The sequence below is a fragment of the Amycolatopsis sp. NPDC057786 genome, from assembly GCF_042797905.1.
In the GTDB taxonomy this organism is placed as follows: Bacteria; Actinomycetota; Actinomycetes; order Mycobacteriales; family Pseudonocardiaceae; genus Amycolatopsis.
In genome coordinates this window covers 1-23003 of record NZ_JBHVKW010000122.1, presented here as the reverse complement: position 1 = coordinate 23003, position 23003 = coordinate 1, and the positions used below count along the sequence as shown (strand labels likewise).

The following is a 23003-nucleotide window of genomic DNA, read 5'->3' as shown; positions in this document are numbered from 1 at the left end:
CCGGTGATCTTCGGGAACCAGAAGTAGATCCCGGCGAACGTGGCGAACACGATCGTGCCGTAGAGCACGTAGTGGAAGTGCGCGACGACGAAGTAGCTGTCGGACACGTGGAAGTCGATCGCCGGCGCGGCCAGCATGATGCCGGTCAGACCGCCGAAGAGGAACGTGACGATGAAGCCCATCGAGAAGATCATCGGCGTCTCGAAGGACAGCTGGCCCTTCCACATCGTGCCGATCCAGTTGAAGAACTTCACGCCGGTCGGGACCGCGATCAGGAAGGTCATGAAGGAGAAGAACGGCAGCAGCACGGCGCCGGTCGCGTACATGTGGTGCGCCCACACGGCCACCGACAGCGCGGCGATCGCCAGCGTCGCCCAGACCAGACCCTTGTAGCCGAAGATCGGCTTGCGGCTGAAGACCGGGAAGATCTCCGACACGATCCCGAAGAACGGTAGCGCGACGATATAGACCTCTGGATGGCCGAAGAACCAGAACAGGTGCTGCCAGAGGATCACGCCGCCGTTCGCGGGGTCGAACACGTGCGCCCCGAGATGCCGGTCCGCCAGCAGGCCCATCAGGGCCGCGGTCAGGATCGGGAACGCCAGCAGGATCAGGATGCTGGTGACCAGGATGTTCCAGGTGAAGATCGGCATCCGGTACATCGTCATACCGGGGGCGCGCAGGCAGACCACCGTGGTGATCATGTTGACGCCACCGAGGATGGTGCCGAGACCGGAGACGACCAGACCGGAGATCCACAGGTCGGCGCCGACGCCGGGCGAGTGGATGGCGTCCGACAGCGGGGTGTAGGCGAACCAGCCGAAGTCGGCGGCGCCACCCGGGGTCAGGAAGCCGGACATCACGATCAGGCCGCCGAAGAGGTACAGCCAGTACGAGAACGCGTTCAGCCGCGGGAAGGCGACGTCGGGCGAACCGATCTGCAGCGGCAGGATGAAGTTCGCGAAACCGAAGAGGATCGGCGTCGCGTACAGCAGCAGCATGATCGTGCCGTGCATGGTGAACAGCTGGTTGTACTGCTCCTGCGAAAGGAACTGCTGCCCGGGACGCGCCAGCTCGGAGCGGATCAGCATCGCCATCGCGCCGCCCACCATGAAGAAGGCGAACGACGTGACCAGGTACATGATGCCGATTTGCTTGTGGTCCGTCGTGCGGAACAACCGCAGCAGGTACGAACCCTTAACCGACTCGCGCGCGGGATACGGGCGCGTGGCGATCGGCTTGGGGGCTACGGCCGTCACTCCTGCCTCCAACACTCAAACCTTGTGGTGGTCAATTTGCGGTCGCCGGGCGGATTCGGGACCCACTCCGGCGGCTAGTGGGGATCGTAGCCCTCACTACCGACAGTCGCGCGCACCGGCTGGCAAGATCGCGCCGTGACCGACGAACACACCCGTGCGGGAGTGGCCGCGGCGGTCGCCGTCGGTGCCCGGTACGGGCTGCCGACCGGCGCCCCCGATGTCCTGCATTTCAAGTCGAACGTGCTGGTGAGACTGGGTCCGGTGGTGGCTCGGGTGCCCGGCACGACTCGCTTCGCGCGGGCTTCGCCCGAGGACTGGCTCAGGCGTGACGTCGAGCTGTCGAGGTACCTCACGGAACGTGGTGTGCTCGTCGTCTCACCCACCACGGATCCCCCGGCAGGACCGCATTTCGCCGACGGCCTCCCAGTCACTCTCTGGCACCACATGCCGCACGAACCGGGGCACACGCTGTCGCCGCACGAGGTCGCGCGTTCGCTCGCACGGGTGCACGACGCGCTCGCGGACTACCCCGGTGAACTGCCCGAACTCGGGCCCGTCCGCGAACTCCGGACGTTGCTCGACCGGCACGGTGCGCTCATGGGCGGCGCGACACCCCGGTTGTACGACGAACTCGACCGGGTGGCGGCCGCGCTGCCTGCTGCCGAGCCGCGGCCGCTGCACGGTGACGCCCATCGGGGGAACGTCGTCGCGACGGCGGCCGGACCGTGCTGGCTCGACTTCGAGGACACCTGGCGGGGGCCGCTCGGCTGGGACCTCGGCGTGCTCTTCGCGGAGGCCGGGCACGCGACTTTGGACGCGTACCCGGCCGATGTGGCGCCCTCTTCGCTGGAGCCCTTCATCGCGTTGCGGCGGTTGTTCGAGGTCCCCTGGCGATTCGTGATCGCGCGACGGTTCCCGGAGCGGCTCCCGGAGGCCGAAGCCGCCCTGGAGCGCTACCTCGCCCGCTGAACGGCGTCCAGCAGGAGTTTCGCCGCCACGTCGACGCCGTCCGTCCGCACCTCACCGCCCACCTGACGCGCCCGCTCCACGACACCGGGGCGCAGCACCTCGTCCAGAGCGAGCGTCAGCGCTTCGGCGGAGGGATCCCCGGTGATCGACGTCCCCACCCCGAGTTCCCCGACCCGCTGCGCGAAGTAGGGCTGGTCGAACATCTGCGGGACGAGCACTTGCGGCACCCCGGCCCGGGCCGCCGCCGTCGTCGTGCCGGCACCGCCGTGGTGCACGACCGCCGCGACCCTGGGGAAGAGCGCCTGCTGGTTGACGTCCCCGATGGCGAGGCAGTCGGGTTCGTCGTCGATCAGCGCCAGTTCGGTCCAGCCGCGGAACACGATCGCCCGCCGCCCGTGCGCCCTCGCCGACTCGATCATCGTCTTCGCGATCTCCTCAGGGGCGCGGATACTCCCGAATCCGAAGTAGACCGGCGGTTCCCCGTCGTCGAGGAACGCCTCCAGCTCCGGGGACAACGGACTGTGGTCCGGCAGGATCCACGCACCGGTCTGGTGGACGTCCAATGCCGACGGTCCCCGCCACGGCGCCAGCACCGGATCGGCGGCCAGCCACGGACTCTCGGTGAAGATATGCCCGCGAACGTCGTCGACGGGCGGGAGACCGAGCAGTTTCCGTTGCGCGTCGAGCACGCCGCCCCAATGCTCGTTCCACCGTCCGGCGTCGTCGGCCCACAAGGCGGGGATGGCGGCATCGGGATCCTTCGGCGCCCAGCCCGGGAAAACGGGCGGACGATGGTGCAGTGAGGGCAGCGTTATCGGGCAGTACGCGGAGAAGAAATAGGGAATTCCTTTTCGCTCCGCCACCGAATGGGCGGCGATGTTCAAGGCCATTCCCGCGACGACCGCGTCGCAGTCTTCGGCCACCTCCGGCATCGTTTCGAATTGGCCGACGACCATGGCCTCGGCCATCGCGCGTCTGCCCTCGGGCGTGGCCATCGCCTTGACCATGGCGGAATCCGGCTTCGCGGTCGGCCGGAGTTCCGGCCCCAGCGACGCGAAAGAGATCCCGAGTCCTTCGGCCCAGTCACGGAAATCAGGAGGTGCGCAAAGCCGGACCTCCTGCCCGAGTTCCCGCAATCGCACCGCCAAGGCCACCAGCGGCTGCACCTCACCTCTCGTCCCGACAGTGGACAGGAGTACACGCATGGAAATCCCCCTTTGGCAAAAACGTGAAGGCGGGAATTGTGGACCGGGAATGGGGGCTTGCCGCAAGCCCCGGGGTCCGCTATACCTTGGAAGGGGCGAGGGAAACGTTTCTCAGGCGGGGTACCAGCCCAAGATCGCTTCGACGACTCCGGCCGGATCCTCCAGCGGCGTCAGATGCCCGACCTCCGGCAACACGACCAAGGTCGCGTCCGGCAGCGCTTCCACGAGGGTGTTCGCTTCCGACAGCGGAGTCAGGCCGTCCTCTTCGCCGACCACGACCAGCGCCGGCACGTCCGCCGAGCGCAGCGTTTCGAGCGAATCGGGCCGCGCCGCCATCGCGCGCGCCGCCCACGCGACACCGGACGGCGGCTGCGTCGTGATCAGTTCGCGAAGTCGCCCGGCCACTTCGGGGCGGGACTTTTCGGCGAGCAGACCGGGCGTGACGGCTTCGGGCATCCAGCCGGTGCCTTCCGCCTCCACCCTGACCGCGACGTCGTGCCGGGTCCTCACGGCTTCGGGCGTGTCGGCCGTCGCCTTCGTGTCGATGAACACCAGCCCGCCCACCCGTTCCGGCGCCAGGCGCAGCACCGCCATCGTCAGGTAGCCGCCCATCGAGCAGCCGCCGAGGACGACCTTGTCGAGGTCGAGCCGGTCGAGCAGCGCCACGACGTCGCGCGCGGCGTCGGCCAGATCCGGCTCCCGGTCGGTCTCCGGCAGCGGACTGCGGCCGAGGCCGCGCTGGTCGGGGGTGATCAGCCGCAGACGTTCCGAGAGCGGCGCGCGGACCGCGTCCCACATGCGGGCGTCGACGGGGAAGGCGTGCAGCAGTACCAGCGGGAGAGCGTTCATGGCGACGATTCTGTCGCACCCTGGCGCTACCGTCGGATCCGTGCTGACAGAGATCAAGACGGAGAGGCTGCTGCTGCGGAGGCTGCGCGAGGCGGATCGCGAGAACATCGTCGCGCTGCAGGCCGATCCGGAGACGAACAAGTTCAACGTCGTGCCGCATACCGTCGAGGGTGCGCGGGAGCTGTACGACGCCTGGATGAAGCAATGGGCCGAGAACGGGTTCGGCTATCTCGCGGTGTCCGCTTTGGACGATCCCGAGGTGATCGTCGGGTTCGGCGGCGTCCGGTACCACGAATGGAACGGCGAGCGCGTGCTGAACCTCGCGTACCGCTTCTGGCCGTTCGCCTGGGGCAAGGGCTACGCGACGGAGATGGCGGCCGCCGTCGTCGAATGGGCGGAGCGGGAGATCCCCGACGTCCCGGTGATCGCCAACATCATGGTGTCCAACGTGCCGTCGGTCCGGGTCGCCGAGCGACTCGGCTTCAAGATCCACACGGAGGAGGAGTTCGAGGGAGCACCTTCACTGCACATGCGGCGCTGAGTCACCAGCGGCCCGGACGCCGGCGGGACCGCGCGCCCCAGCACGCGTTGTGCCAATGGCGGCGGTCGGCGACCCCGCCGGTGTCGTCGGCGGGCCAGGCGACCACATGCGGGGTTCCCCGCCGGATCTCGTGATCGCAACCGGGGCAGCGGTAGTCCTTGGTGGCCTGCGCGCCGGGCACGGTACGCACCAGCCAGTCGCCGTCGGCGGCGGATTCGGAACGCGCCCAGCCGGTCGACGCGCCGAGGTCGGGGCGTCCACCGCGTTCGGGCCGGTTACGTCGTGGCACGCCGAAACGGTATACGGCCGAGTGCCGGGTGATCCCGCTCGCTCGGCGTTCGTCGCGTGATCCGCCTTCCATCACGCGAGTTACGCCTCCAGACACGCGAGTTACGCCTTCCATCACGCATGTTCCGCGGAACATCACGTGATCGGGGCGGACGGCACCACGTGACCGGAGGGACGGCACGGGCCGGAATCGGACCCCGGGTGTGACGGCAGGCGGAACTCACGTGATTGCAGGCGTATCTCGCGTGATTGGAGACGCAACTCGCGTGATGGAAGGCGTAACTCGCGGGCTAGCCGCCGAAGTAGGCGCCGGGCGTCACTCCGACCGCGCGGCGGAAGGCGGCGACGAACGCGCTCGGCGAGGAGTAGCCGATCCGGCGCGAGACCGCGGTCAGCGGCATGCCCTCGGCCAGCAGCGGCAAGGACGCGCGCAGGCGGGCCTGCACCCGCCACGCGCCGAACGTCGTGCGGCACTCCGTCAGGAACAGGCGCGCGAGGGTGCGTTCGCTCGCGCCCGCGTCGCGGGCCAAGTCCGCGAGGCTGCGGCGGTCCGCCGGGTCGGCGATCACCGCTCGCGCGACGGCCCGCGCGCGTCCGTCCGACGGCATCGGCACGGTGATCGGCACGACGTCCACCGGTTCGAGCAGATCGAAGGCGACGGCCTCGGCCCGGCGGCGCGCGGCGTCGGCGAGGTCGGCGGCGCCGAGGTGCTCCAGCAGTTCCCGCAGCAGGGGGCGAACGGCGACGAGCGTCGGTTCGGGCCAGCGCACCGGGCACCGATCCCGGGCGGCGTAGATCCCCCGCAGCACGGTTTGCGCGGTGGCGCCGGTCCGGTGGACGACACCGGCCGGGATCCAGAGCGCCCGCGTCGGCGGCAGCACCCAGTACCGATCGCCCACGTTCACGCTCAAGATCCCTCGGGCCGCCCAGGCGAGCTGGTGACCGTCGTGCTCGTGCCACGGGAGCCAGGTGCCCGCGGCCAGATCCATCTCGCCGAGCACCATCGCCGTCGACATCGGCGGCAGGAGTCCGATTTGCGACATCACTTGGCAGCCTATCGCCTACCGGTCACGGCTAGCGTCGAATTCATGCCGATGAACCTGGTGCACCGCAAACTCTGCAGTTCCGCGCTGTGGGCGAAGGCCGTCGCCCACGAGATGCCGGGCAACGTCGCCGGCTTCGACCTCGGCGACTCCGTACTGGAGATCGGCCCTGGCTTCGGCGCGACCACGCGCGCGCTCGTCGGGCTCGTCCCCCGGCTCACGGCCGTCGAGATCGACGAAGCGTCGGCGGACCTCCTGAAACGGGAGTTCGACGGCCGGGTGCGGATCGTCCAGGGCGACGGAGCGGCGTTGCCCTTCGAGGACGGCGAGTTCTCGGCGGTCGTCTGCTTCACGATGCTGCACCACGTGCCGACGACGGCGTTGCAGGACTCGATCTTCGCCGAGGCGTTCCGCGTGCTCCGGCCCGGCGGTGTGCTGCGCGCGATCGACAGCCTGGAGAGCCTGCCGTTCCGGTTGCTCCACATCGGCGACACGATGAACGCCCTCGACCCGGTCTCGCTCTGGCCCCGGCTCACCGACGCCGGGTTCAGCGAAATCAAGGTCGACCACGTCCCGAAACGCAGCGTGAAATTCTCGGCCAGGAAGCCCGCCTGACGCATTTAGTCCTCTGAATGCGGGTCAGCCGCGCGCGAGGACCAACGGGACCAGTTGCTCGGCCGAGGTCAGCGAGCCGTGCTGGCCCACCAAGGACGACTCGACGGCCTCCGCCAGTTCCCGCACGAGCCCGAACCGTCCCTTCGACGCCACGACCACGTCGCCGATGCGCGGCCGGACCCGGTCGGAGACCGGCCCGAACCAGCCCGCCTCGATGGCCTCGTCGCGCGGGAGGATCCACGCCCGCTCACCGACGACCTCGCGCCACGCGGCCAGGACGTCGGCCTCCGCGCCCGCTTCGCTGTAGACGTGCCGCGCCCGGACCTCGCCCCCGATCGCCCGGACGCCGCCGAGCAGCGCGGGCGTCTCGTCGATGTCGAGCGCGCCCTCGACCGTCACCATGCCGTGGTCGGCCACGACGGCGAGGAGAGCGCCGGGCGACAATCCGTCCACAATGGACTCCACCAGCCTGTCGACCTGCCGCAGCTGCATCCGCCACGGCGCCGAACCGGGCCCGTAGATGTGGCCCAGCATGTCGAGTTCGCTGTGGTAGCCCCAGCAGAACGCCGGCCGCGTTTCGAGGCAGTGCAGGACACAGGCGGCGAGGTCGCCGAGCGCGTGGACACCCACGTAACGCGCACCGGACTGCGTCGCGCGGGTGAGCGCGGTGTCGGCGAACTTCGCCGAGGACACCACGCTCGTCGTGATCCCGGCGGCCGCAGCGCGTTCGAACGTCGTCGGCAGCGGCTGCACCTCGCGCGGCGGCAGCGCGCCGCGAAGATCGCCGCCGTCCACATGGCTGCTCCAGCGCAGCGCGTTCAGGACGCCGGTGCCCGGCACCTCGAAGCTGTAGCCGACCAGTCCGTGCTCCCCCGATGCCAGCCCGGTGCCGATCGCGCCGAGACCGGCCGCCGTCGTCGCCGGGAAACCGACCCGCAGCGGCGACTTCGCCAGCTGGGTGAGCACGGGCGCGTCGGCGGCGTGCTCGGCCAGCAGCTCCCAGCCGAGTCCGTCGATGAGCAGGACGCAGGCACTGGACGCCTCCGCCAGGCTCAGCGAGTTCGCGAACTCGTCGGCGCCGAGGGCGGAGAGCACGGACGGGACGACTTGGCCGAGGTGCGGCACATGCGCCGCGACAGGCAGTTCCACCAGGCCAGCTTGCCATCCCGGAGCCCGGAAGGAGATGGGATAATGCCGGAATGCCGACTTACGCCTACCGCTGCCGCGAATGCGCCGGAACCTTCGAACTGCTGCGGCCGATGAGCGAGTCCGGTGCGCCCGCGCCGTGCCCGGAGGGTCACCAGGACACCGTCAAACTGCTGACGACCGTCGCGCTGACCGGGTCGGCCTCCGGCCCGGCCCCTGTTCCCGCTGGTGGAGGCGGTTGCTGCGGAGGCGGCTGCTGCGGTTGACCCACCCGTTCGGGTGGCGCAACGTGTGATCGCCCGAATGGCGGGTACCCCCTTCCCACCAGTCTGGAAGCTCCAGTGGTGGGAAGGGAGAAAGTCCAGTGGCCACATCAGCACTGGCGGCCGTCGACTTCGGTCAGGGCGTGTCGAGCGCCTGGAGTTCGGTCGCCACCTTCGTCCCGAAACTGCTCGCGTTCCTGGTCATCCTGTTCATCGGCTGGCTGATCGCGAAGGCGCTCGCCAAGGCCGTGAGCATGGTGCTCGAGAAGGTCGGGTTCAACCGGCTCCTCGAACGCGGGGGCTTCAAACAGATGCTCGCCCGCAGCCAGTTCGACGCGTCGAACATCATCAGCAAGATCGTCTACTACGCGATCCTGCTGATCGCCCTGCAGTTCGCGTTCGGCGTGTTCGGCCCGAACCCGGTGAGCGCGCTGCTCAACGACATCGTCGCCTGGCTGCCGCGCGCCATCGTCGCGATCGTCATCGTGGTGATCGCCGGCGCGATCGCCAAGGCGGTCAAGGACCTGGTCGCCAACGCCCTCGGCGGTGTCTCCTACGGCAAGGTGCTCGCCACCATCGCCTCGGTGTTCATCTGGGGCCTCGGCGCGATCGCCGCGCTGAACCAGATCGGCGTCGCCACCGCGGTCACGCTGCCGGTGCTGATCACCGTGCTCGCCACGGTCGGCGGCATCGCCGTCGTCGGTGTCGGGGGTGGCCTCATCAAGCCGATGCAGCAGCGCTGGGAGACCTGGCTCGGCCGGGCCGAGGCGGAGATCCCCGCCGCGAAGGCGCAGGCCGAGGCCTACCAGCGCGGACGTGAGGACGCCGGACGCTCGGGCGGGGTGCCCGCCGAGCAGACGACGGTCCACCAGCCGGTGTCCGCCGGGCACCACGCCGCGAACCCGAACGCGCCGACGCAGCACCAGCAGTTCCCGCCCAGCCAGGGTCAGGTGCCCCAGCACCAGGATCCCGGCCAGCGGCCGCCCGGTGGAAACATGCCCCCTCCGCCGGAGTACCGCTGACCTTCCACGGGAGCGGGTGGGGCGTCCGGCAGCCCTACCCGTTCCCGGTCGGCCGCGGCCGCCGGTCGTCCAGCGAGGCGGCCAGCGAACACACGCCGACCAGCCGCGCGGTCATCCAGTCGCTGGTGGTCCAGGCGGACAGATCGGCCGGGATGCGGAACGTCCAGCCCTTGGCCTTCGCCTCGTCGAGCAGCCCTCGCGTGTAACCGGCGAGCAGGACGACCCCGGCGACCGCCGCCGAACCTTCGACCCCCGCCGCGAGGATGTCGCGCACCGCGGCGGAGTGCTGATCGAAGACGGCCGACAGCCCGGGCACGGCGGCCGCGGCGGCCAGCCCGGCGACACCGATCTGCTGGTGCAGCCGGGAAAGCGTGCTACGAGCCGAAGATTCCACCCAGGACGAGACCAGATCTTTCACCCGACCAGGTTAGCCAGGCGGGACGATTTGTCGACATCCCGGTGACGACGATCGCAGAACTCAGAGCCTGTTGGCGGAGCTGAGATTGATCCGGAAAGGTGACCAGGCGGCGCCCTGCCGACGTCGATCGCGGACGCGGGTTCACCAACAGGCACTCAGCAAGTCTTGAGTGCCTGATCCAGGTCGTGCCACAGGTCCTCGACGTCCTCCAGGCCCACCGACATGCGGATGAGCCGGTCGGTGACCCCCGCGCCGCGCCGGTCGTCCTCGGCGACGATCCGGTGGCTGATCGAGGCGGGGTGCTGGATGAGCGAGTCCACGCTGCCGAGGCTGACGGCCGGGGTGATCAGCCGGACGGCACCGATGAGCGCGTGCGGGTCGCCCTCGACCTCGAACGCGATGAGCGGACCGCCGACGGCCGGGTAGTGCACGGCGCTCACGTTCGCGTGCCCGCGAAGCCGCTCGACGAGTTCGGCGGCCGTCGCGGACGCGGCGTTGACGCGCAGCGGGAGTGTCGAAAGGCCGCGAAGCAGCATGTATCCGGCAAGCGGGTGCAGCACGCCTCCGGTCGCGAAGCGGATCTGCCGCAACATTCCCGCGTCCTCGGCGCTGCAAGCGACCACCCCGCCCATGACGTCGCCGTGTCCGCCGAGGAACTTGGTCGCGCTGTGCAGGACGAACCGCGCGCCGTGCCGTCCCGGCCGCTGGAGCACCGGGGTCGCGAAGGTGTTGTCGACCAGCACCGGCACCTCGCCCGCGGCGTGCACGATCTCGGCGATGTCGACCTCGCGCAGGGTCGGGTTCGCAGGCGTTTCGAGCAGCACCAGCCCGGTGTCGGGCCGCAGCGCCGACGCGACGCCTTCCGGATCGGCCCAGGTCACCTCGGTGCCGAGCAGACCGGACGTGAGCATGTGGTCGGTGCAGCCGTAGACCGGCCGGACGGCGACGACATGCCGTTTGCCCTGCGCGACGGCGGCGAGCAGGGACGCCGACACCGCGGCCATTCCGGTGGCGAACGCGACGGCGTCGTCGAATCCTTCGAGTTCGGCCAGTGCTTTCTCGAACCGTTCGACGGTCGGATTGCTCAGCCGCCCGTAGACCGGGAGCCCGGACAGCGAGCCCGACGCGGCGAATTCGTCGATGCGGCCCGCCTCTTCGAGGCTGTCCCGCGACGGGTAGGTCGTGGACAGGTCGAGCGGAGCGGCGTGGACGCCGAGGTCCGTGAGATCGTCACGGCCGGCGTGGACGGCTCGGGTGCGCAGCGTTGCGGTCATGCCCAGATGGTGCGATTTTCTTCGGATCGTCCGCAATATCCTCGGATATCATTCGCCGATGTCGGATTCCGTCGAACTGAGCACGGTTGATCTTCGTATTCTACGGCTCTTGCAGAACGACGCCCGGATCTCGAACAAGGATCTCGCGGCCGAGGTCGGCGTCGCGCCCTCGACCTGTCTCGACCGCGTCAACCGGCTGCGCGAGCTCGGAGTGATCACCGGCCAGCGCGCCGAGGTGGACGCCGCCAAGCTCGGCCGCCCGCTCGAAGCGCTCCTGTTCGTCCAGGTCCGCCCGCACCGGCGGGCGCTCGTCGACTCGTTCGTCGAGCATCTGCTCGCCCTGCCCGAGGTCCGCGCCGTCTACCACCTGACCGGGCCGGACGACTTCCTCGCGCATGTCGCGACCGCGTCGGCGACCGAGCTCCAACGGCTGGTCCTCGACGAACTGACCGCCCGCGACGAGGTCGCCCGGGTGCACACGAACCTCGTCTTCCAGCACTGGAGCGGGGGACCTTTGCTACCGCCTAGTCGATCCGGACCTTGAAGGGATGAGTGACGTCGGTGGGGCACGTGAAGATGTTCAACACCCCCTGGCGGCGGAACGACCAGCCCGCCGCCTCGCCCTCGGCGACCTCGCATCCGCAGCCGACCTCGTGCTCCTCCGAGGCCAGCGCGATCGTCTGGCGCAGTTCGGCGCCGCATTCCCGGCAGCCAAGCTCGTGCCGATCGGTCGCGTCCCAAGCGGTCCAGCCGCCGATCTTCGAGTACTGGTCCAGCTCCGGCCAGCCGTCCGGGTCGTCGCCCGCGCCATCGGGAATGCCGAGCGCGGCGCGTGTCTCCGCCGGGAAGTCGCAGAGCCGGGGCAGCTCGTCGATCGAGCACGGTTCGAAAACGCAGGCATCCGGCAGGTAGGCGGCTTCGGCGTCATCGGGGGCGGGCGGCGGGTCCGCGATATCCCGCACCTCGCCCGCGGCACGCCAGATCAGCCGGACCGCGGGCCCTCGGTGATGCGGGCTGTCGTGCTCCATCGGGCAGAACAGGATCTGCAGGACGTCGGTGCCCTCGGGGAACGGCAACTCCGGGAAGTCGTCGCGGAAGAACTGAGCCGCGACGACCATCGCCGGGACGGGGCCGTCGAGCGGGTGCCCACCGGCCCACGCGTCGTCGGAGGCGTCCGGGTCGGGCGGCCAGGTCACCGGGCACTCCGGCCACGGCTCGTCCGATGGCCAGAGCGGCGGGCCGCCGAAGTGGCTTTCGTCCGCACCGGGCACCCCCGGCGCCGGATGCAGCCGGATGGCCGTCCGGACCAGGTCGTTCAGACCGGGGATGGGCATCCCGTCGTAGGTGAGCTGACGCACTCCCGGGAGCTTAGAGGTCCGGCAGCGGATCTTCAGGTTTCGCACCGTCCCGCATGATCTCCGCGTCGGCCGCGTGGACGACCGGGATGTACTCGTCGTCGATCTCGTAGTCGATGCCGTTGAACTTGAACCACGGGACGGTCGACGTGTCGACCGGGCCGATCCGGTGGTTGCGCAGGGTCGTCGCGACGACCCGTTTCGGGGTCTTCCGGCTCAGGTATCCGGTGGTGAGGACCGTGATCGTCTTGCGGGTCACCGCGAAGAACACGCTGGGATTGGTACTGCCGAGGATGTCGGCCGGGAACACGTAGTGGATCTCGTCGTCCGGATCGAGGAGTTCCCTGATCCGCTTCCTTACCCCCGAGGAAACCGGCATGCACCCAAGCTACCGGGCCGAGTAGTCCTTGAACCCCTTTCCGGTCTTCCGGCCGAGCCGTCCGGCGGTCACGAGGTGTTCCAGCAGCGGCGCGGGCGCGAAGCCCTCTTCGCGGAACTCATTGAACAGGGTTCGCTGGATCGCCAGTGAGACGTCCAGCCCGACCACGTCGAGCAGCTCGAACGGGCCCATCGGCAGTCCGCAGCCCACCTTCATCGCGGTGTCGATGTCGTCGGCTTCCGCGTAGTGCGCTTCGAGCATCTTCACCGCGTCGTTCAGGTACGGGAACAGCAGCGCGTTGACGATGAACCCGGCCCGGTCACCGCAGTGCACGGGATGCTTGCCCACGGCCGCGCAGACGGCGTCGACGGTCGCGATCACGTCGGGCGCGGTGGCGATGGTCGAGACGACCTCGACGAGTTTCATCACCGCAGCCGGATTGAAGAAGTGCACGCCGACCACGTCCGAAGGTCGCGAGGTGGCGGCCGCGCATTCGATGACCGGCAGGGACGACGTGGTCGTCGCCAGGACCGCGCCCGGCTTCACGACGTCGTCGAGAGCGGCGAAGACCGCCTGCTTGACGGCCAGGTCCTCGGCCACCGCCTCGACGACGAGGTCGACGTCGGCGAGTTCCTCGAACTCCACCGCCGGCGAGATCCGGCCCAGCGCGGCGGTGGCGTCCTCCTCGGACAGCTTGCCCTTGACGACGGCCTTGTCCAGCGACTTCTTCACCCGCGCGACCGACGCCGCGGCCTTCTCCGCGCTCCGCGCCCGCAGGATGACCTCGTAACCGCGTTTCGCGAACACCTCGACGATGCCCGTCGCCATGGTCCCGGTCCCGACGACGCCGACCTTGCGCACCTCACGAGGCGCCGTGGTGTCCGATTCGGACTTCGTGACCGCGTCGGTCACCGTCGGCGAATCGGGCTCGTCGTAGGTGTAGAAACCCTGCCCCGTCTTCCGGCCGAGCAGTCCGGCGGTGATCATCTGCTTCAGCAGTGGCGCCGGCGCGTGCAGCCGGTTGCGCGACTGGTGGTACATCGTGTCGAGGATCTCGTACGCGGTGTCCAGCCCGATGAGGTCGAGCAAAGCCAAGGGCCCCATGGGATACCCGCAGCCGAACCGCATCGCCGCGTCGAGATCCTCGCGCGTGGCGTAGCGCTGCTCGTACATCCGCACGGCGTGGTTGAGGTACCCGAAGAGCAGGGCGTTGGCGATGAACCCGGCGCGGTCGCCGATCACCACCGGGGTCTTGCCGAGGCGTTCGGCGAACGCGACGACGTCGGTGACCACCTCGGGTTCGGTGACGACCGTGCGGACGATCTCGACCAGCTTGAGGATCGGCGCCGGGTTGAAGAAATGCATCCCGACGACCTTGCCCGGCCGCGCGGTGTGCACGCCGATCTCGGTGATCGACAGCGAGGAGGTGTTCGAGACGAAGATCGTGTCCGGGCCGGTGATCTTGTCCAGCTGGGCGAACACGTCGGATTTCGCTTCGAGGTTCTCCGGGATCGCCTCGATCACTAGGTCCACATCGGACAGTTCGGTCAGCGACGTGGTGTACCGGATCCGGTCCAGCAGCGCGCTCCGGCCGCCGGCGTCGAGTTTGCCGCCGGTCACCGCCCGTTCGGTCGAATGCTCCAGATGACCCCGGCCGCGCTGGACGCCGTCGTCGTCGATCTCCACCGCGACCACGGACACGCCGCTCCGCGCGAGCACCTCGGCGATCCCGGCACCCATGGTGCCGAGACCGATGACTCCCACACTCGAGATTTCCCGCGCCACAACCGGCCTCCGGAGGTTACTCGCTGGTAGTTTCTCCGATCGTGCCATGCCGGGGCGCGGAAAGCAGCGGCTGTCACCCTCCGAATCGAGTAAGTGTCACTCGCGGACGAGTGCTGAAGGACGCTTTCCCCCCATGAGACGAGAGGAAAGCGCCCTTCACCGCGTGAGACGAGGGGAAAGTCCCCTTCAGCTCACTCGCCGAAGTTCTGGTCGACGAGGTCCTTCACCTTGGCGAGCGCTTCCTCGGCCTGCGTGCCCTTCGCGCGGACCTCGATCCGGTCACCCTGACGGGCACCGAGCGCCATCAGCGCGAGCACGCTGTTGGCGTCCGCGGTCTCGTCGCCGAGCCGCACGGTGACCTGCGCGTCCAGCCCCGCGATGCTCCGGACCAGAACCGCGGCGGGCCGCGCGTGCAGCCCGACGTCGTTCCGCAGCGTGAGTTCGACACTGCTCTCGCCGTCCTGTGCGCCTTCGTCGAACGTCAGATCCGGTGGCGCGCCCGCCGAAGCGGCCGCTTCGGCGACGGCCTTGCGGTCCGCCCCGCCCTGCGCCGCGACGGCGGCGGCGATCGCGCCTTCGACCAGCGGCGCGTCCACGACGACCGCGGCCGACGGGTCGGCGAGCGATTCGACGGCCAGTTCCGCGGTCATCTGAGCGCTGCCCAGGTCGTACAGCAGGACCACGCCCGCACCCGAATCGGCGCGCTGTGTCGCGGCGACGACCTCGTCGTAGTCCGTCCCGATCCCGCCGTCGGGCAAGCCGCCCGCCGCCGCGATGGTGACGTCCGGCGCCATCTGCGCGGCGAGTTCCGCGAGCCCTTCGGCGAGTTTGACGCTGTGGGAGACGAGCACGATTCCGACGCTCACTTGGCGGCCTCCGCGAAGGCGCGCAGCAGCAGGGACGTCGAACGGGCACCGGGATCCATATGCCCCTTGGCCCGCTCGCCGAGGTACGAGGCCCGGCCCTTGCGCGGCACGAGCTCCACAGTGGACTCGGCGCCCTTGTCCGCGGCGTCCGCCGCCGCGGTCAGGATCTCGGCGATACCGGAGCCGGAGGCTTCCTCGGCGGCGGAGACGGCGGGGATCAGAGCGTCGACCATGGTCGCGTCTCCCCCGACGGCCTTGCCTCGCGCCTGCACTCCTTCGAGTGCGGCGCGCAGGGCCTCGACGAGCAGCGGACCGTCCACTTCGGCCGCGTCGCCCAGCTTGACCGACGCGCGCAGGAAAGCCGTGCCGTACAACGGACCGGCCGCGCCGCCGACCTTCGAGATCAACGTCGTGGCGGCGAGCTTCGCGACCGCGGCGGGGGTCTCCGGGGTCGCCGAGTCCAAAGCGGACACGATGGCGCCGAACCCCCGGTCCATGTTCTCACCGTGGTCGGCGTCGCCGATCGCGCGGTCGAGGTCGACCAGTTCGGCTCGATGCTCGGCGATCACGGCGGCCGCCGCCCGCAAGGCGGCGGCGAGCGTCTCGGCGGTGCAGGCCATCAGACTCCCCACCTCAGGGCCGGGGTGTTCACCGGCGCGTCCCACAATTCGGTCAGTTCGTCGTCCAGTTTCAGCAACGTCAGGCTCATCCCCTGCATCTCGAGGCTCGTGATGTACGGCCCCACCAGCCGCCGTTCGACCACGATGCCACGCTCGGCAAGCAGCCGCTCGGCGATCCCGTGTGCCAGGTACAGCTCGACCAGCGGGGTCCCGCCCATCGAGTTCGTGAACAGCAGGACCTTGTCGCCCTCGGCGAAGGGCAGGTCCGCGACCACCGCTTCCACCATGCGCGCGACGAGCTCGTCGGCCGTCACCACCGCGGTCCGCTCGATACCGGGTTCGCCGTGGATGCCGATGCCGAACTCGATCTCGTCGTCGGCGAGGTCGAAGCTCGGCTCGCCCGCGTGCGGCACGGTCGGCGCGGAGAGCGCGACGCCGATCGACCGGACCTGGCCGATCACCTTGCGCGCCAAGGCCTCCACCGCGTCGAGCGTGTCGCCGCGTTCGGCGGCGGCACCGGTGATCTTCTCCAGCAGCACCGTGCCGCCGACCCCGCGACGGCCGGCGGTGTAGGTGGAGTCCTTGACCGCGACGTCGTCGTCGATCACCACACTGCGCACGTCCAGCCCTTCGGCGGCGGCGAGTTCCGCGGCGGTCTCGAAGTTGAGCACGTCGCCGGTGTAGTTCTTCACGATCAGCAGCGCGCCCGCGTCCCCTGTGGTGGCCTTGACCGCAGCCTCCACGGCGTCCGGTGTCGGCGAGGTGAACACCGCGCCGGGGACGGCGGCCGCGAGCATGCCCTGTCCGACGAAGCCACCGTGCAGCGGTTCGTGCCCGGATCCGCCGCCGGAGATCACCGCGACCTTTCCCGCCACGGGCGCGTCCCGCCGCACCACGAGCGCCGGGTCGTCCTCCACGCGCAGGACGTCCGCGTGCGCCGCGGCGAGTCCGCGCAGGGATTCCGCGACCACCGTCTTCGGGTCGTTGATGATCTTCTTCAAGGGTGGCCTCCGGCACGTCGGCGGGTGGGGTGTCCCCTTCCTACCTCTCCCGGCCGGATGCCGCCAGCGTCAGGGCTTCGGCAGCTTGGAGATCACCGATTTGGCGACCTTGACCGCCTTGCCGCACGACAACGCTTCGTCCTTCGACTTCTCGTCGTAGTTCCGGTAGTTGACGCTGACGATCTCGACGTCGTCGCCGGACCACGGCTTGTGCTGCCACTCGAGCTTGCACTCGGCGGCATTACCGGTGCCGACCTTCTGGTAGACGGCGACACCGTCGATGTCGATCTTCTTGTTCCCGTCGCGCTCAGCCGGAGGAAGAGCGTGGCGGAAGCCGATCGAGACCCTCGGGTTGGAGCCCGGGGTCCAGTCGCAGGAGTGGAAGCTGGTCAGCTCGGCCGCGCCGTGCGGAGCCACCTCGTTGAGGACGGCGCTGTCGGCGATGGTGCAGGGATCGACAGCGGTGAGCGTGCCCGCGACGGCCGGGTACTTCGCCGGTGACGCGTGCAGGTACTTCACGGCCTTCGCGGCCACCGCACGGCCTGTCGCGCACGAGTCACCACCGTCGTAGGTGACCGAGAAGTTGATCCCGCGCTCGGGTTTGCGCAGGGTCATGATGCCGACGTCGCAGCTCTTCCCGTCCTTGCCCTTCCGCTCGATCTGCGGCAGCCCGTCGACCGCCGAAACGGTGACACCGTTGCTCGAGGTGTAGGTCGACGCGCCGATCTCGACCCTGACCGTGAGTTCCTTGCCTCCGGCGTCGACGGCCTTCGCCCGGCAGGTGCCGAACGAGCTGAGATTCGACGTCGGCTCCTCCGGCGTGCCGAAGGCGGCCATCACTTCGTTGTTCACCAGCCCGCACGGTTCGATCGTGCGCATCACCGCCGGGGTGACCGCGGGATCGTTGATGTCCCCGTCGGGCACCGAGCCGCCGGAGCCGGGTTCGGCGGCGACGGTGGTGCGGGCGAAGTTGGACTTGCCGAGGTTCTGACCACAGGCCGACACCGCGCCGAGCGCGGCCACCAGGGCCAGCACGGACGCGATCCGGCGACGTCGAGCGTTGAACAGCACGAAGTGCACGTTAGCCGGAGCTCCTCGCCGTTGTCCGGACAACCCGGCTATTCGCCGCCCTCGCCGTCGGTGCTCGGCGGCACCACGATGGGGCGCAGCTTCGCCCACAGCACGAACAGCGCCGCGAACACCAGCATGCCGATACCCGCCCACAGGTTGATGTTGACGTCGGCGGCCTTGGTCAGCTCCTCGTCGGTGGTGAACCAGAGGCCCATGATCGTGAGCACCAGCCCGTAACCGCCGATGAGCAGCGCGATGATCAGCCGGATGTCGAAGACGCCGGCCTTCTTGGGAGCTTGCGACGCAGCCATCTCCGGCCTCCTAGAAGATGATGTTGAGCACGATGGTCAGGATCAGCACGATGCCCGCGAGCAGTCCCGGCTTGCGGTACCAGCCCGCGTCGTCGCCGGTCTCGTCGTGCTTCAGCGACTCCTTCGGGGTGAGGGAGTACACGAGGCCGACCAGCTGGGCCTCCGGTTTCGGCGCGGTGGCGAGCGAGACCCCGACGCTGACCGCGATGTCGACGACGAACGCGGTACCGGCGGCCACGAAGCTGATGCCCTGCCCGGTGAGCCCGAGGACCCCGGCCTGCGACAGCAGCCACACGGTGATCGCGGAGGCGGTACCGGACACCAGGCCGACCCAGCCGGCCGTCGGCGTCATCCGCTTCCAGAACATGCCGAGGATGAAGGTGGCGAACAGCGGCGCGTTGAAGAAGGAGAACAGGTCCTGCAGGTAGGTCAGGATGTTCCCGGAGTTCGACGCGATGAACGCGGTGCCGATCGCGAGCACGGTGCCGATCGCGGTGACCAGGCGGCCGAGCCGCAGGTAGTAGCCGTCCGACTCGTTCTTCTTCACGTACGACTGCCAGATGTCGTAGGTGAAGACGGTGTTGAACGAGCTCAGGTTCGCGGCCATGCCCGCCATGAACGAGGCGAGCAGACCGGCGAGCGCGACCCCGAGCATGCCGTTGGGCAGCAGGTCGCGCATCAGCAGCAGGATCGCGTTGTTCGCGGTCACGCCGCTGGGCGCGTCGCCGCCCTCGAGCAGGATCTGCTTGTCCTGGACGTACTCGGAGACGGTGACCGCGGCGATCATGCCGGGGATGATGACGATGAACGGGACCAGCATCTTCGGGAAGGCGCCGATGATCGGCGTCCGCCGCGCGGCCGACATGCTCTTCGACGCCATCGCGCGCTGGACCTCGACGAAGTTCGTGGTCCAGTAGCCGAAGGACAGCACGAAACCGAGACCGAAGACGAGACCGAGGACCGACAGGAAGCTGTTGCCGAAGCCGGTGAGGTTGTCACCCGGCCACGAGTGCAGCTGCGCCTCACCGCCGGGGCTCGCGGTGACCTTGTCGACGAGGCCCTGCCAGCCGCCGACCTTCACCAGGCCGACGATGGTCAGCGGCAGCAGCGCCGCGACGATCACGAAGAACTGCAGGACCTCGTTGTAGATCGCGGCGGAGAGGCCACCGAGTGCGGTGTAGGAGAGCACGACCGCGGCCGCGACGATGATCGACACCCACAGCGGCCAGCCGAGCAGGAGGTTCACCACGCTGGCGAGCAGGAACAGGTTCGCGCCCGCGATGAGGATCTGCGCGCTCGCGAAGCTGATGCCGTTGACCAGGTGCGCGGGTTTGCCGAACCGGCGGAGCATGAACTCCGGGACACTGCGGACCTTCGAGCCGTAGTAGAACGGCATCATCACGATGCCGAGGAACAGCATCGCCGGGATCGCGCCGATCCAGAAGTAATGGACGGTCGGCAGGCCGTAGAGCACGCCGTTGGCCGACATGCCCATGATCTCGACCGCGCCGAGGTTCGCCGAGATGAAGGCGAGACCGGTGACCCAGGCGGGGAGTGAACGGCCGGAGAGGAAGAAGTCGAGGCTGCTCGAGACCGACCTTCGCGCCATGTACCCGATGCCGAGCACCAGCGCGAAATAGAAGGCGAGCAGGACGTAGTCGATCGGACTTGCGTCGAGCCGCAGGTTCGCATCGGCCAGCACGTGCAACCGACTCACCTCCATAGTGAAAATGTCCACGAGAAACGCCTGGATCACGTCAATCGCGGACCATACTGCATGGATTCAGGAGCGGCAGTGCGGGTGGGCGGCGACCGCGTGGGCGTGTCCGGTTCGGGACAATTCCTGACAATTCCTGTCCGGTCACCGGCTTCAAGGCGTCGCCGGCAGCCGTACCGCTTCGATTTCGGAGTCGTTCAGCAACGCTTCGATGAGGGACGGCGGACCGGTGACCTTGGTGGCCCACAGGTCGTAATCGGTGCACAGGCACCACGAACGATCTTCCGCCCAAAGATTGGACGGGCTGAAATCCGCCTCGGAATGGTCGTAGAGGAGCCCGGCGTCACCGAGGCGCCCGGCGCGCACGTGGAGGTTGTCGAAGTCCTCGGCACCCAGGGTCAGCGGGTTGTAGTAGGCGAGGCACGCGGTGTCCCGGCCCGCCGGACCGAACTCGGTGAGCACGCCGATCAGCCGCGTCCAGGTCTCGCGGTCCAGGCTCCCTTCGGTCGGCGGGATGATTCCCAGCGGCCAGCTTCCCTCCTTCTTGATCGACGGGAAGCAGCGGTAGCACGGCATCATCCCGGCCGGGACGACCGGATCGCCGGTGCGGCGGGCGAGTTCCGCCCAGCGCAGCCGCCGCCATCCGGGACCGGGATGTCCGGCGCGGCCGAGTCCCCCTCCGGTGGTCACCGTTTCGGACGGTTCCCGCTCGTGCTCGTACATCGCGTTGAGCACCCAGACGGCGTCCGGCATCGGCGGCGGCATGAACCCGGTCAGGCCGTCGCCGCACATCTCGCGCAACCAGTCGGTGGCGCCGGACGGCGCGAGCGGCCACGACCTGGACAGCGGTTCTCCTCGCACTCCGTCATGATCGCGGAAAAGGGCCGCTCCGTCGCCGGAACGGCCCTTCCCCGTGACCGGTGGGGGTTTACCGGTCCGTGGGCAGGCCCACTTCGCCGTCCTCCTCGATCAACCGGGCGAGCACGTCGTCCGGCATGTAGGTGCGGTGCGGGTAGCCCGAACCCCACGAGTTGAGGAATGGCACGGCGCCGAGTTGGTCGGCACGCGGGTTGCCCAGCACCTCGTGCACCTCGTCGACCGTCTTCGCCCAGCGGTAGGCCTGGATGCCGTTCTTGACGTCGGGGGTGTAGGCGGCCCGCTTGACATGATCGTCGTCCGCGTAAGTCTCCGACCACGGCACGTGTCCCAGTTCGAGCAGGACCTCGGCCGCCGCGCGGACGGACGTGCCGTTGTTGTCGCCGGGGTTGGTCTCGCCCCATTCGTCACGCAGCTTCGACTGGTCCCACAGCCACCGCGCGGCGTACAGGTCGCCGTTGAACATCGTCATGCAGCGCGACCAGCCGAAGCCGACGCAGGCGCCTTCCTTGCCCTGGTCGTAGAAGGCGTACTGGGTGTCGCCGTCGGCCGATTCACCGGGTTCGAGGCAGACGCAGTGCCCGCCGCGGATCCTGGTGAGCGATTTCGCGCCGCCTTTCGCGACGAAGAACTCGCCGGACTTCTCGTCCTTCTCCGGCACGTCGAATTCCTTGTACCAGTTGACACCGATGACGACCGGCGACCGGGTGGGCCGGTCCTCGGTGGCCAGCGCGGTCAGCGGATAGCGCTCGATGTGGCGCCAGTCGTCCGGGACGAACCGGCCGAGGCGGCCGTCCGCCGGGTCACTGCCGATCGGGCGATAACGCATGGGATCCTCCTATCCCTCATCCCACCGGAATACCGCCGGCGAGTTTCACTGCGGCACGATCTTTTCCAGAAACCGCCGCGCGGCCTCCCGCCCGCTTTCGAAGAGGCGTTTCTTCTCCTCTTCGCCGAGCCCGAAGTCGACGGCGGAAACCCCGGTCGTGTCGACGTACACCGTCCGCCGGTTCACACCTTCCTCGTGCAAGCGGTAACGATTCCAGTCCGACAGCAGGGTTTCGAGCGAACCGATGGCGATCCGCAACGCGCTCTTCACCGGTTTGTCCTCGCCGCCCACGGGTTCCCCCGACAGCTTCACGCCCCAGGTCGGCCACCGCGGCTTCTTCGCGTCGGTCCGGTCGAAGACGGTGATCGGGAAGTTCGACAGCAGCCCGCCGTCGACCCAGGTGACGGCACCCTCGGGGTGGACGTCGAATTGCACCGGCCGGAAATAGAGCGGGATCGACATCGACGCGCGGACGGCGTCGACGACCTTCTCCGCACCGGGATCGCGGCCGTACTGGGAATAGTCCCAAGGCAACCGGACGAGTACGCGGCGAGTCAGGTCGCTGACGTGGACGACGAGGGAATACCGTTGGTACGGAAGCAAAGTACCTTCCGGGTCCTCGATGGCGAGATCGGCGAAAGTGCGCACGCCGACCTCTTCCAGCAACGGCGTGAGCCATTCGGCGAGGTAGTCACCGGAGTGCATCCCGTCGTGCAGGAGCAGATCGACACCGTCCCCGATCGGCCCGGTGACCTTGTCGAGCAGGGACTGGTCCTGGAAACGGCGGCAGTCCAAGTCGTTCATCACCGCTTCCAGACCGCCGAGATCCTTGCCCGCCTTCTGATACGCGGCGACCAGTGTCGCGACGATCGCGCCCGCGCTCGTTCCGGCGATCCGGGGAAACGCGTAACCGGCTTCGTGCAACTCCAGTACCGCGCCCAGCAGCCCGATACCTTTGACGCCGCCGCCTTCCAGCACGAGATCGACGTTCTTCCGAGAATCAGCCATGGCACATCACCCCTGCACCCGCGACCGCCGCAGTTCGGCGGTTCCCCTCGCGGGAATCGAGTGTGACACAGGGCGAGACCGGCCAATCCGGCGTTCACCCGAATGGCACAGAAATAGCTGGTTCTTTTACAGGGGAACGAGAGTTCGTTAATTTCTCGCGCCCTTTAGGGCATTCTGTGGCGCGGGAAAGAATGCAGATACGAATCCGAGGACTCGATTCGATATCGGCTGTTCACCGGGCGGAGCCGACGCGAGTGGTCCTCTGGACGCGGTGGTTGCGCGTGCAACCACCG

Annotated in this window: 26 protein-coding genes; 6 read left to right on the top strand and 20 right to left on the bottom strand. The window is 68.8% G+C overall.

The genetic code is table 11. From position 1 onward, the window contains the following. On the bottom strand, positions 1–1259 hold a 1259-nt coding region (locus ACFVM3_RS37255; protein ID WP_378444567.1), incomplete at its 3' end, for a cbb3-type cytochrome c oxidase subunit I. 135 nt (positions 1260–1394) lie between these two features. Here ACFVM3_RS37255 and ACFVM3_RS37250 point away from each other — a divergent pair. After that, a complete protein-coding gene (locus tag ACFVM3_RS37250; protein WP_378444566.1) occupies positions 1395–2228 on the top strand; it encodes a phosphotransferase in 834 nt (277 codons plus the stop codon). On the opposite strand, the gene ACFVM3_RS37245 is transcribed toward ACFVM3_RS37250, so the two are convergent. Then, the gene (locus ACFVM3_RS37245; RefSeq protein ID WP_378444565.1) at positions 2213–3433 is read right to left on the bottom strand and encodes a glycosyltransferase; all 1221 of its coding nucleotides are present in this window, start codon (positions 3431–3433) and stop codon (positions 2213–2215) included. The genes ACFVM3_RS37250 and ACFVM3_RS37245 overlap by 16 nt on opposite strands. A gap of 111 nt (positions 3434–3544) precedes the next feature. Continuing rightward, positions 3545–4282 (bottom strand): alpha/beta fold hydrolase, encoded by a 738-nt coding sequence (locus ACFVM3_RS37240; protein WP_378444564.1) that lies wholly within the window; start codon positions 4280–4282, stop codon positions 3545–3547. 40 nt (positions 4283–4322) lie between these two features. Between ACFVM3_RS37240 and ACFVM3_RS37235 the strand changes: the two genes are divergently transcribed. Beyond that, positions 4323–4823: a GNAT family N-acetyltransferase gene (locus tag ACFVM3_RS37235; protein ID WP_378444563.1), complete on the top strand. Its 501-nt coding sequence runs from the start codon at positions 4323–4325 to the stop codon at positions 4821–4823. 1 nt (position 4824) lies between these two features. On the opposite strand, the gene ACFVM3_RS37230 is transcribed toward ACFVM3_RS37235, so the two are convergent. Then, positions 4825–5112, bottom strand: a complete 288-nt coding sequence (locus ACFVM3_RS37230; protein WP_378444562.1) for a hypothetical protein — start codon at positions 5110–5112, stop codon at positions 4825–4827. 289 nt (positions 5113–5401) lie between these two features. Then, positions 5402–6154 carry an AraC family transcriptional regulator gene (locus ACFVM3_RS37225; protein ID WP_378444561.1) on the bottom strand — a complete coding sequence of 251 codons (753 nt, stop codon included), beginning with the start codon at positions 6152–6154 and terminating at the stop codon, positions 5402–5404. A 51-nt stretch (positions 6155–6205) separates the two neighbouring features. Here ACFVM3_RS37225 and ACFVM3_RS37220 point away from each other — a divergent pair, with 51 nt between their 5' ends. After that, positions 6206–6769, top strand: coding sequence for a class I SAM-dependent methyltransferase (locus ACFVM3_RS37220; protein WP_378444568.1), 564 nt, complete (start codon positions 6206–6208; stop codon positions 6767–6769). A 24-nt stretch (positions 6770–6793) separates the two neighbouring features. Here the strand turns inward: ACFVM3_RS37220 and ACFVM3_RS37215 are convergent, their stop codons facing one another. Continuing rightward, positions 6794–7918 carry an alkaline phosphatase family protein gene (locus tag ACFVM3_RS37215; RefSeq protein WP_378444560.1) on the bottom strand — a complete coding sequence of 375 codons (1125 nt, stop codon included), beginning with the start codon at positions 7916–7918 and terminating at the stop codon, positions 6794–6796. Positions 7919–7968: 50 nt separating this feature from the next. On the opposite strand from ACFVM3_RS37215, the gene ACFVM3_RS37210 reads away from it, so the two are divergent. Continuing rightward, positions 7969–8181 carry an FmdB family zinc ribbon protein gene (locus ACFVM3_RS37210; RefSeq protein ID WP_016336811.1) on the top strand — a complete coding sequence of 71 codons (213 nt, stop codon included), beginning with the start codon at positions 7969–7971 and terminating at the stop codon, positions 8179–8181. Between the two features lie 98 nt (positions 8182–8279). Further along, on the top strand, positions 8280–9200 hold the full coding sequence (locus ACFVM3_RS37205; protein WP_378444559.1) for a hypothetical protein: 921 nt from the start codon (positions 8280–8282) through the stop codon (positions 9198–9200). A 34-nt stretch (positions 9201–9234) separates the two neighbouring features. On the opposite strand, the gene ACFVM3_RS37200 is transcribed toward ACFVM3_RS37205, so the two are convergent. Next, the gene (locus ACFVM3_RS37200; protein ID WP_378444558.1) at positions 9235–9618 is read right to left on the bottom strand and encodes a DUF6401 family natural product biosynthesis protein; all 384 of its coding nucleotides are present in this window, start codon (positions 9616–9618) and stop codon (positions 9235–9237) included. 155 nt (positions 9619–9773) lie between these two features. Then, complete coding sequence (locus ACFVM3_RS37195) at positions 9774–10892, bottom strand: trans-sulfuration enzyme family protein (RefSeq protein ID WP_378444557.1); 1119 nt, start codon at positions 10890–10892, stop codon at positions 9774–9776. A gap of 58 nt (positions 10893–10950) precedes the next feature. Between ACFVM3_RS37195 and ACFVM3_RS37190 the strand changes: the two genes are divergently transcribed. Further along, on the top strand, positions 10951–11436 hold the full coding sequence (locus tag ACFVM3_RS37190) for an Lrp/AsnC family transcriptional regulator (RefSeq protein WP_378444556.1): 486 nt from the start codon (positions 10951–10953) through the stop codon (positions 11434–11436). Here ACFVM3_RS37190 and ACFVM3_RS37185 read toward each other — a convergent pair. The 12 genes from ACFVM3_RS37185 to ACFVM3_RS37130 all read right to left on the bottom strand — a co-directional run bounded on the left by ACFVM3_RS37185 (position 11417) and on the right by ACFVM3_RS37130 (position 22710). Further along, on the bottom strand, positions 11417–12250 hold the full coding sequence (locus ACFVM3_RS37185; protein ID WP_378444555.1) for a hypothetical protein: 834 nt from the start codon (positions 12248–12250) through the stop codon (positions 11417–11419). The two genes, ACFVM3_RS37190 and ACFVM3_RS37185, sit on opposite strands and share 20 nt — an antisense overlap. Positions 12251–12260: 10 nt before the next feature. After that, complete coding sequence (locus ACFVM3_RS37180) at positions 12261–12626, bottom strand: hypothetical protein (protein ID WP_378444554.1); 366 nt, start codon at positions 12624–12626, stop codon at positions 12261–12263. 9 nt (positions 12627–12635) lie between these two features. After that, positions 12636–14411, bottom strand: a complete 1776-nt coding sequence (locus tag ACFVM3_RS37175; RefSeq protein ID WP_378444553.1) for a 3-hydroxyacyl-CoA dehydrogenase family protein — start codon at positions 14409–14411, stop codon at positions 12636–12638. Between the two features lie 191 nt (positions 14412–14602). Continuing rightward, on the bottom strand, positions 14603–15277 hold the full coding sequence (gene dhaM, locus ACFVM3_RS37170; protein ID WP_378444552.1) for a dihydroxyacetone kinase phosphoryl donor subunit DhaM: 675 nt from the start codon (positions 15275–15277) through the stop codon (positions 14603–14605). Continuing rightward, positions 15274–15897 (bottom strand): dihydroxyacetone kinase subunit DhaL, encoded by a 624-nt coding sequence (gene dhaL / locus ACFVM3_RS37165; protein ID WP_378444551.1) that lies wholly within the window; start codon positions 15895–15897, stop codon positions 15274–15276. The genes dhaM and dhaL overlap by 4 nt, the downstream gene beginning before the upstream one ends. Then, complete coding sequence (dhaK, locus tag ACFVM3_RS37160) at positions 15897–16898, bottom strand: dihydroxyacetone kinase subunit DhaK (RefSeq protein WP_378444550.1); 1002 nt, start codon at positions 16896–16898, stop codon at positions 15897–15899. Before dhaK ends, dhaL begins: the two co-directional genes overlap by 1 nt. A 69-nt stretch (positions 16899–16967) precedes the next feature. Further along, entirely contained in the window at positions 16968–17969 is a 1002-nt protein-coding gene (locus ACFVM3_RS37155) for a DUF3558 domain-containing protein (RefSeq protein WP_378444549.1), read from the bottom strand. A gap of 47 nt (positions 17970–18016) precedes the next feature. Beyond that, a complete protein-coding gene (locus ACFVM3_RS37150; RefSeq protein WP_378444548.1) occupies positions 18017–18280 on the bottom strand; it encodes a hypothetical protein in 264 nt (87 codons plus the stop codon). 10 nt (positions 18281–18290) lie between these two features. Further along, positions 18291–19988 (bottom strand): sodium:solute symporter family protein, encoded by a 1698-nt coding sequence (locus ACFVM3_RS37145; RefSeq protein WP_126732870.1) that lies wholly within the window; start codon positions 19986–19988, stop codon positions 18291–18293. Positions 19989–20150: 162 nt separating this feature from the next. Continuing rightward, a complete protein-coding gene (locus ACFVM3_RS37140; RefSeq protein ID WP_378444547.1) occupies positions 20151–20858 on the bottom strand; it encodes a hypothetical protein in 708 nt (235 codons plus the stop codon). Between the two features lie 67 nt (positions 20859–20925). Further along, positions 20926–21702, bottom strand: a complete 777-nt coding sequence (locus ACFVM3_RS37135) for a hypothetical protein (protein WP_378444546.1) — start codon at positions 21700–21702, stop codon at positions 20926–20928. A gap of 45 nt (positions 21703–21747) precedes the next feature. Continuing rightward, positions 21748–22710, bottom strand: a complete 963-nt coding sequence (locus ACFVM3_RS37130) for a patatin-like phospholipase family protein (protein WP_378444545.1) — start codon at positions 22708–22710, stop codon at positions 21748–21750. Between the last annotated feature and the right edge of the window lie 293 nt (positions 22711–23003).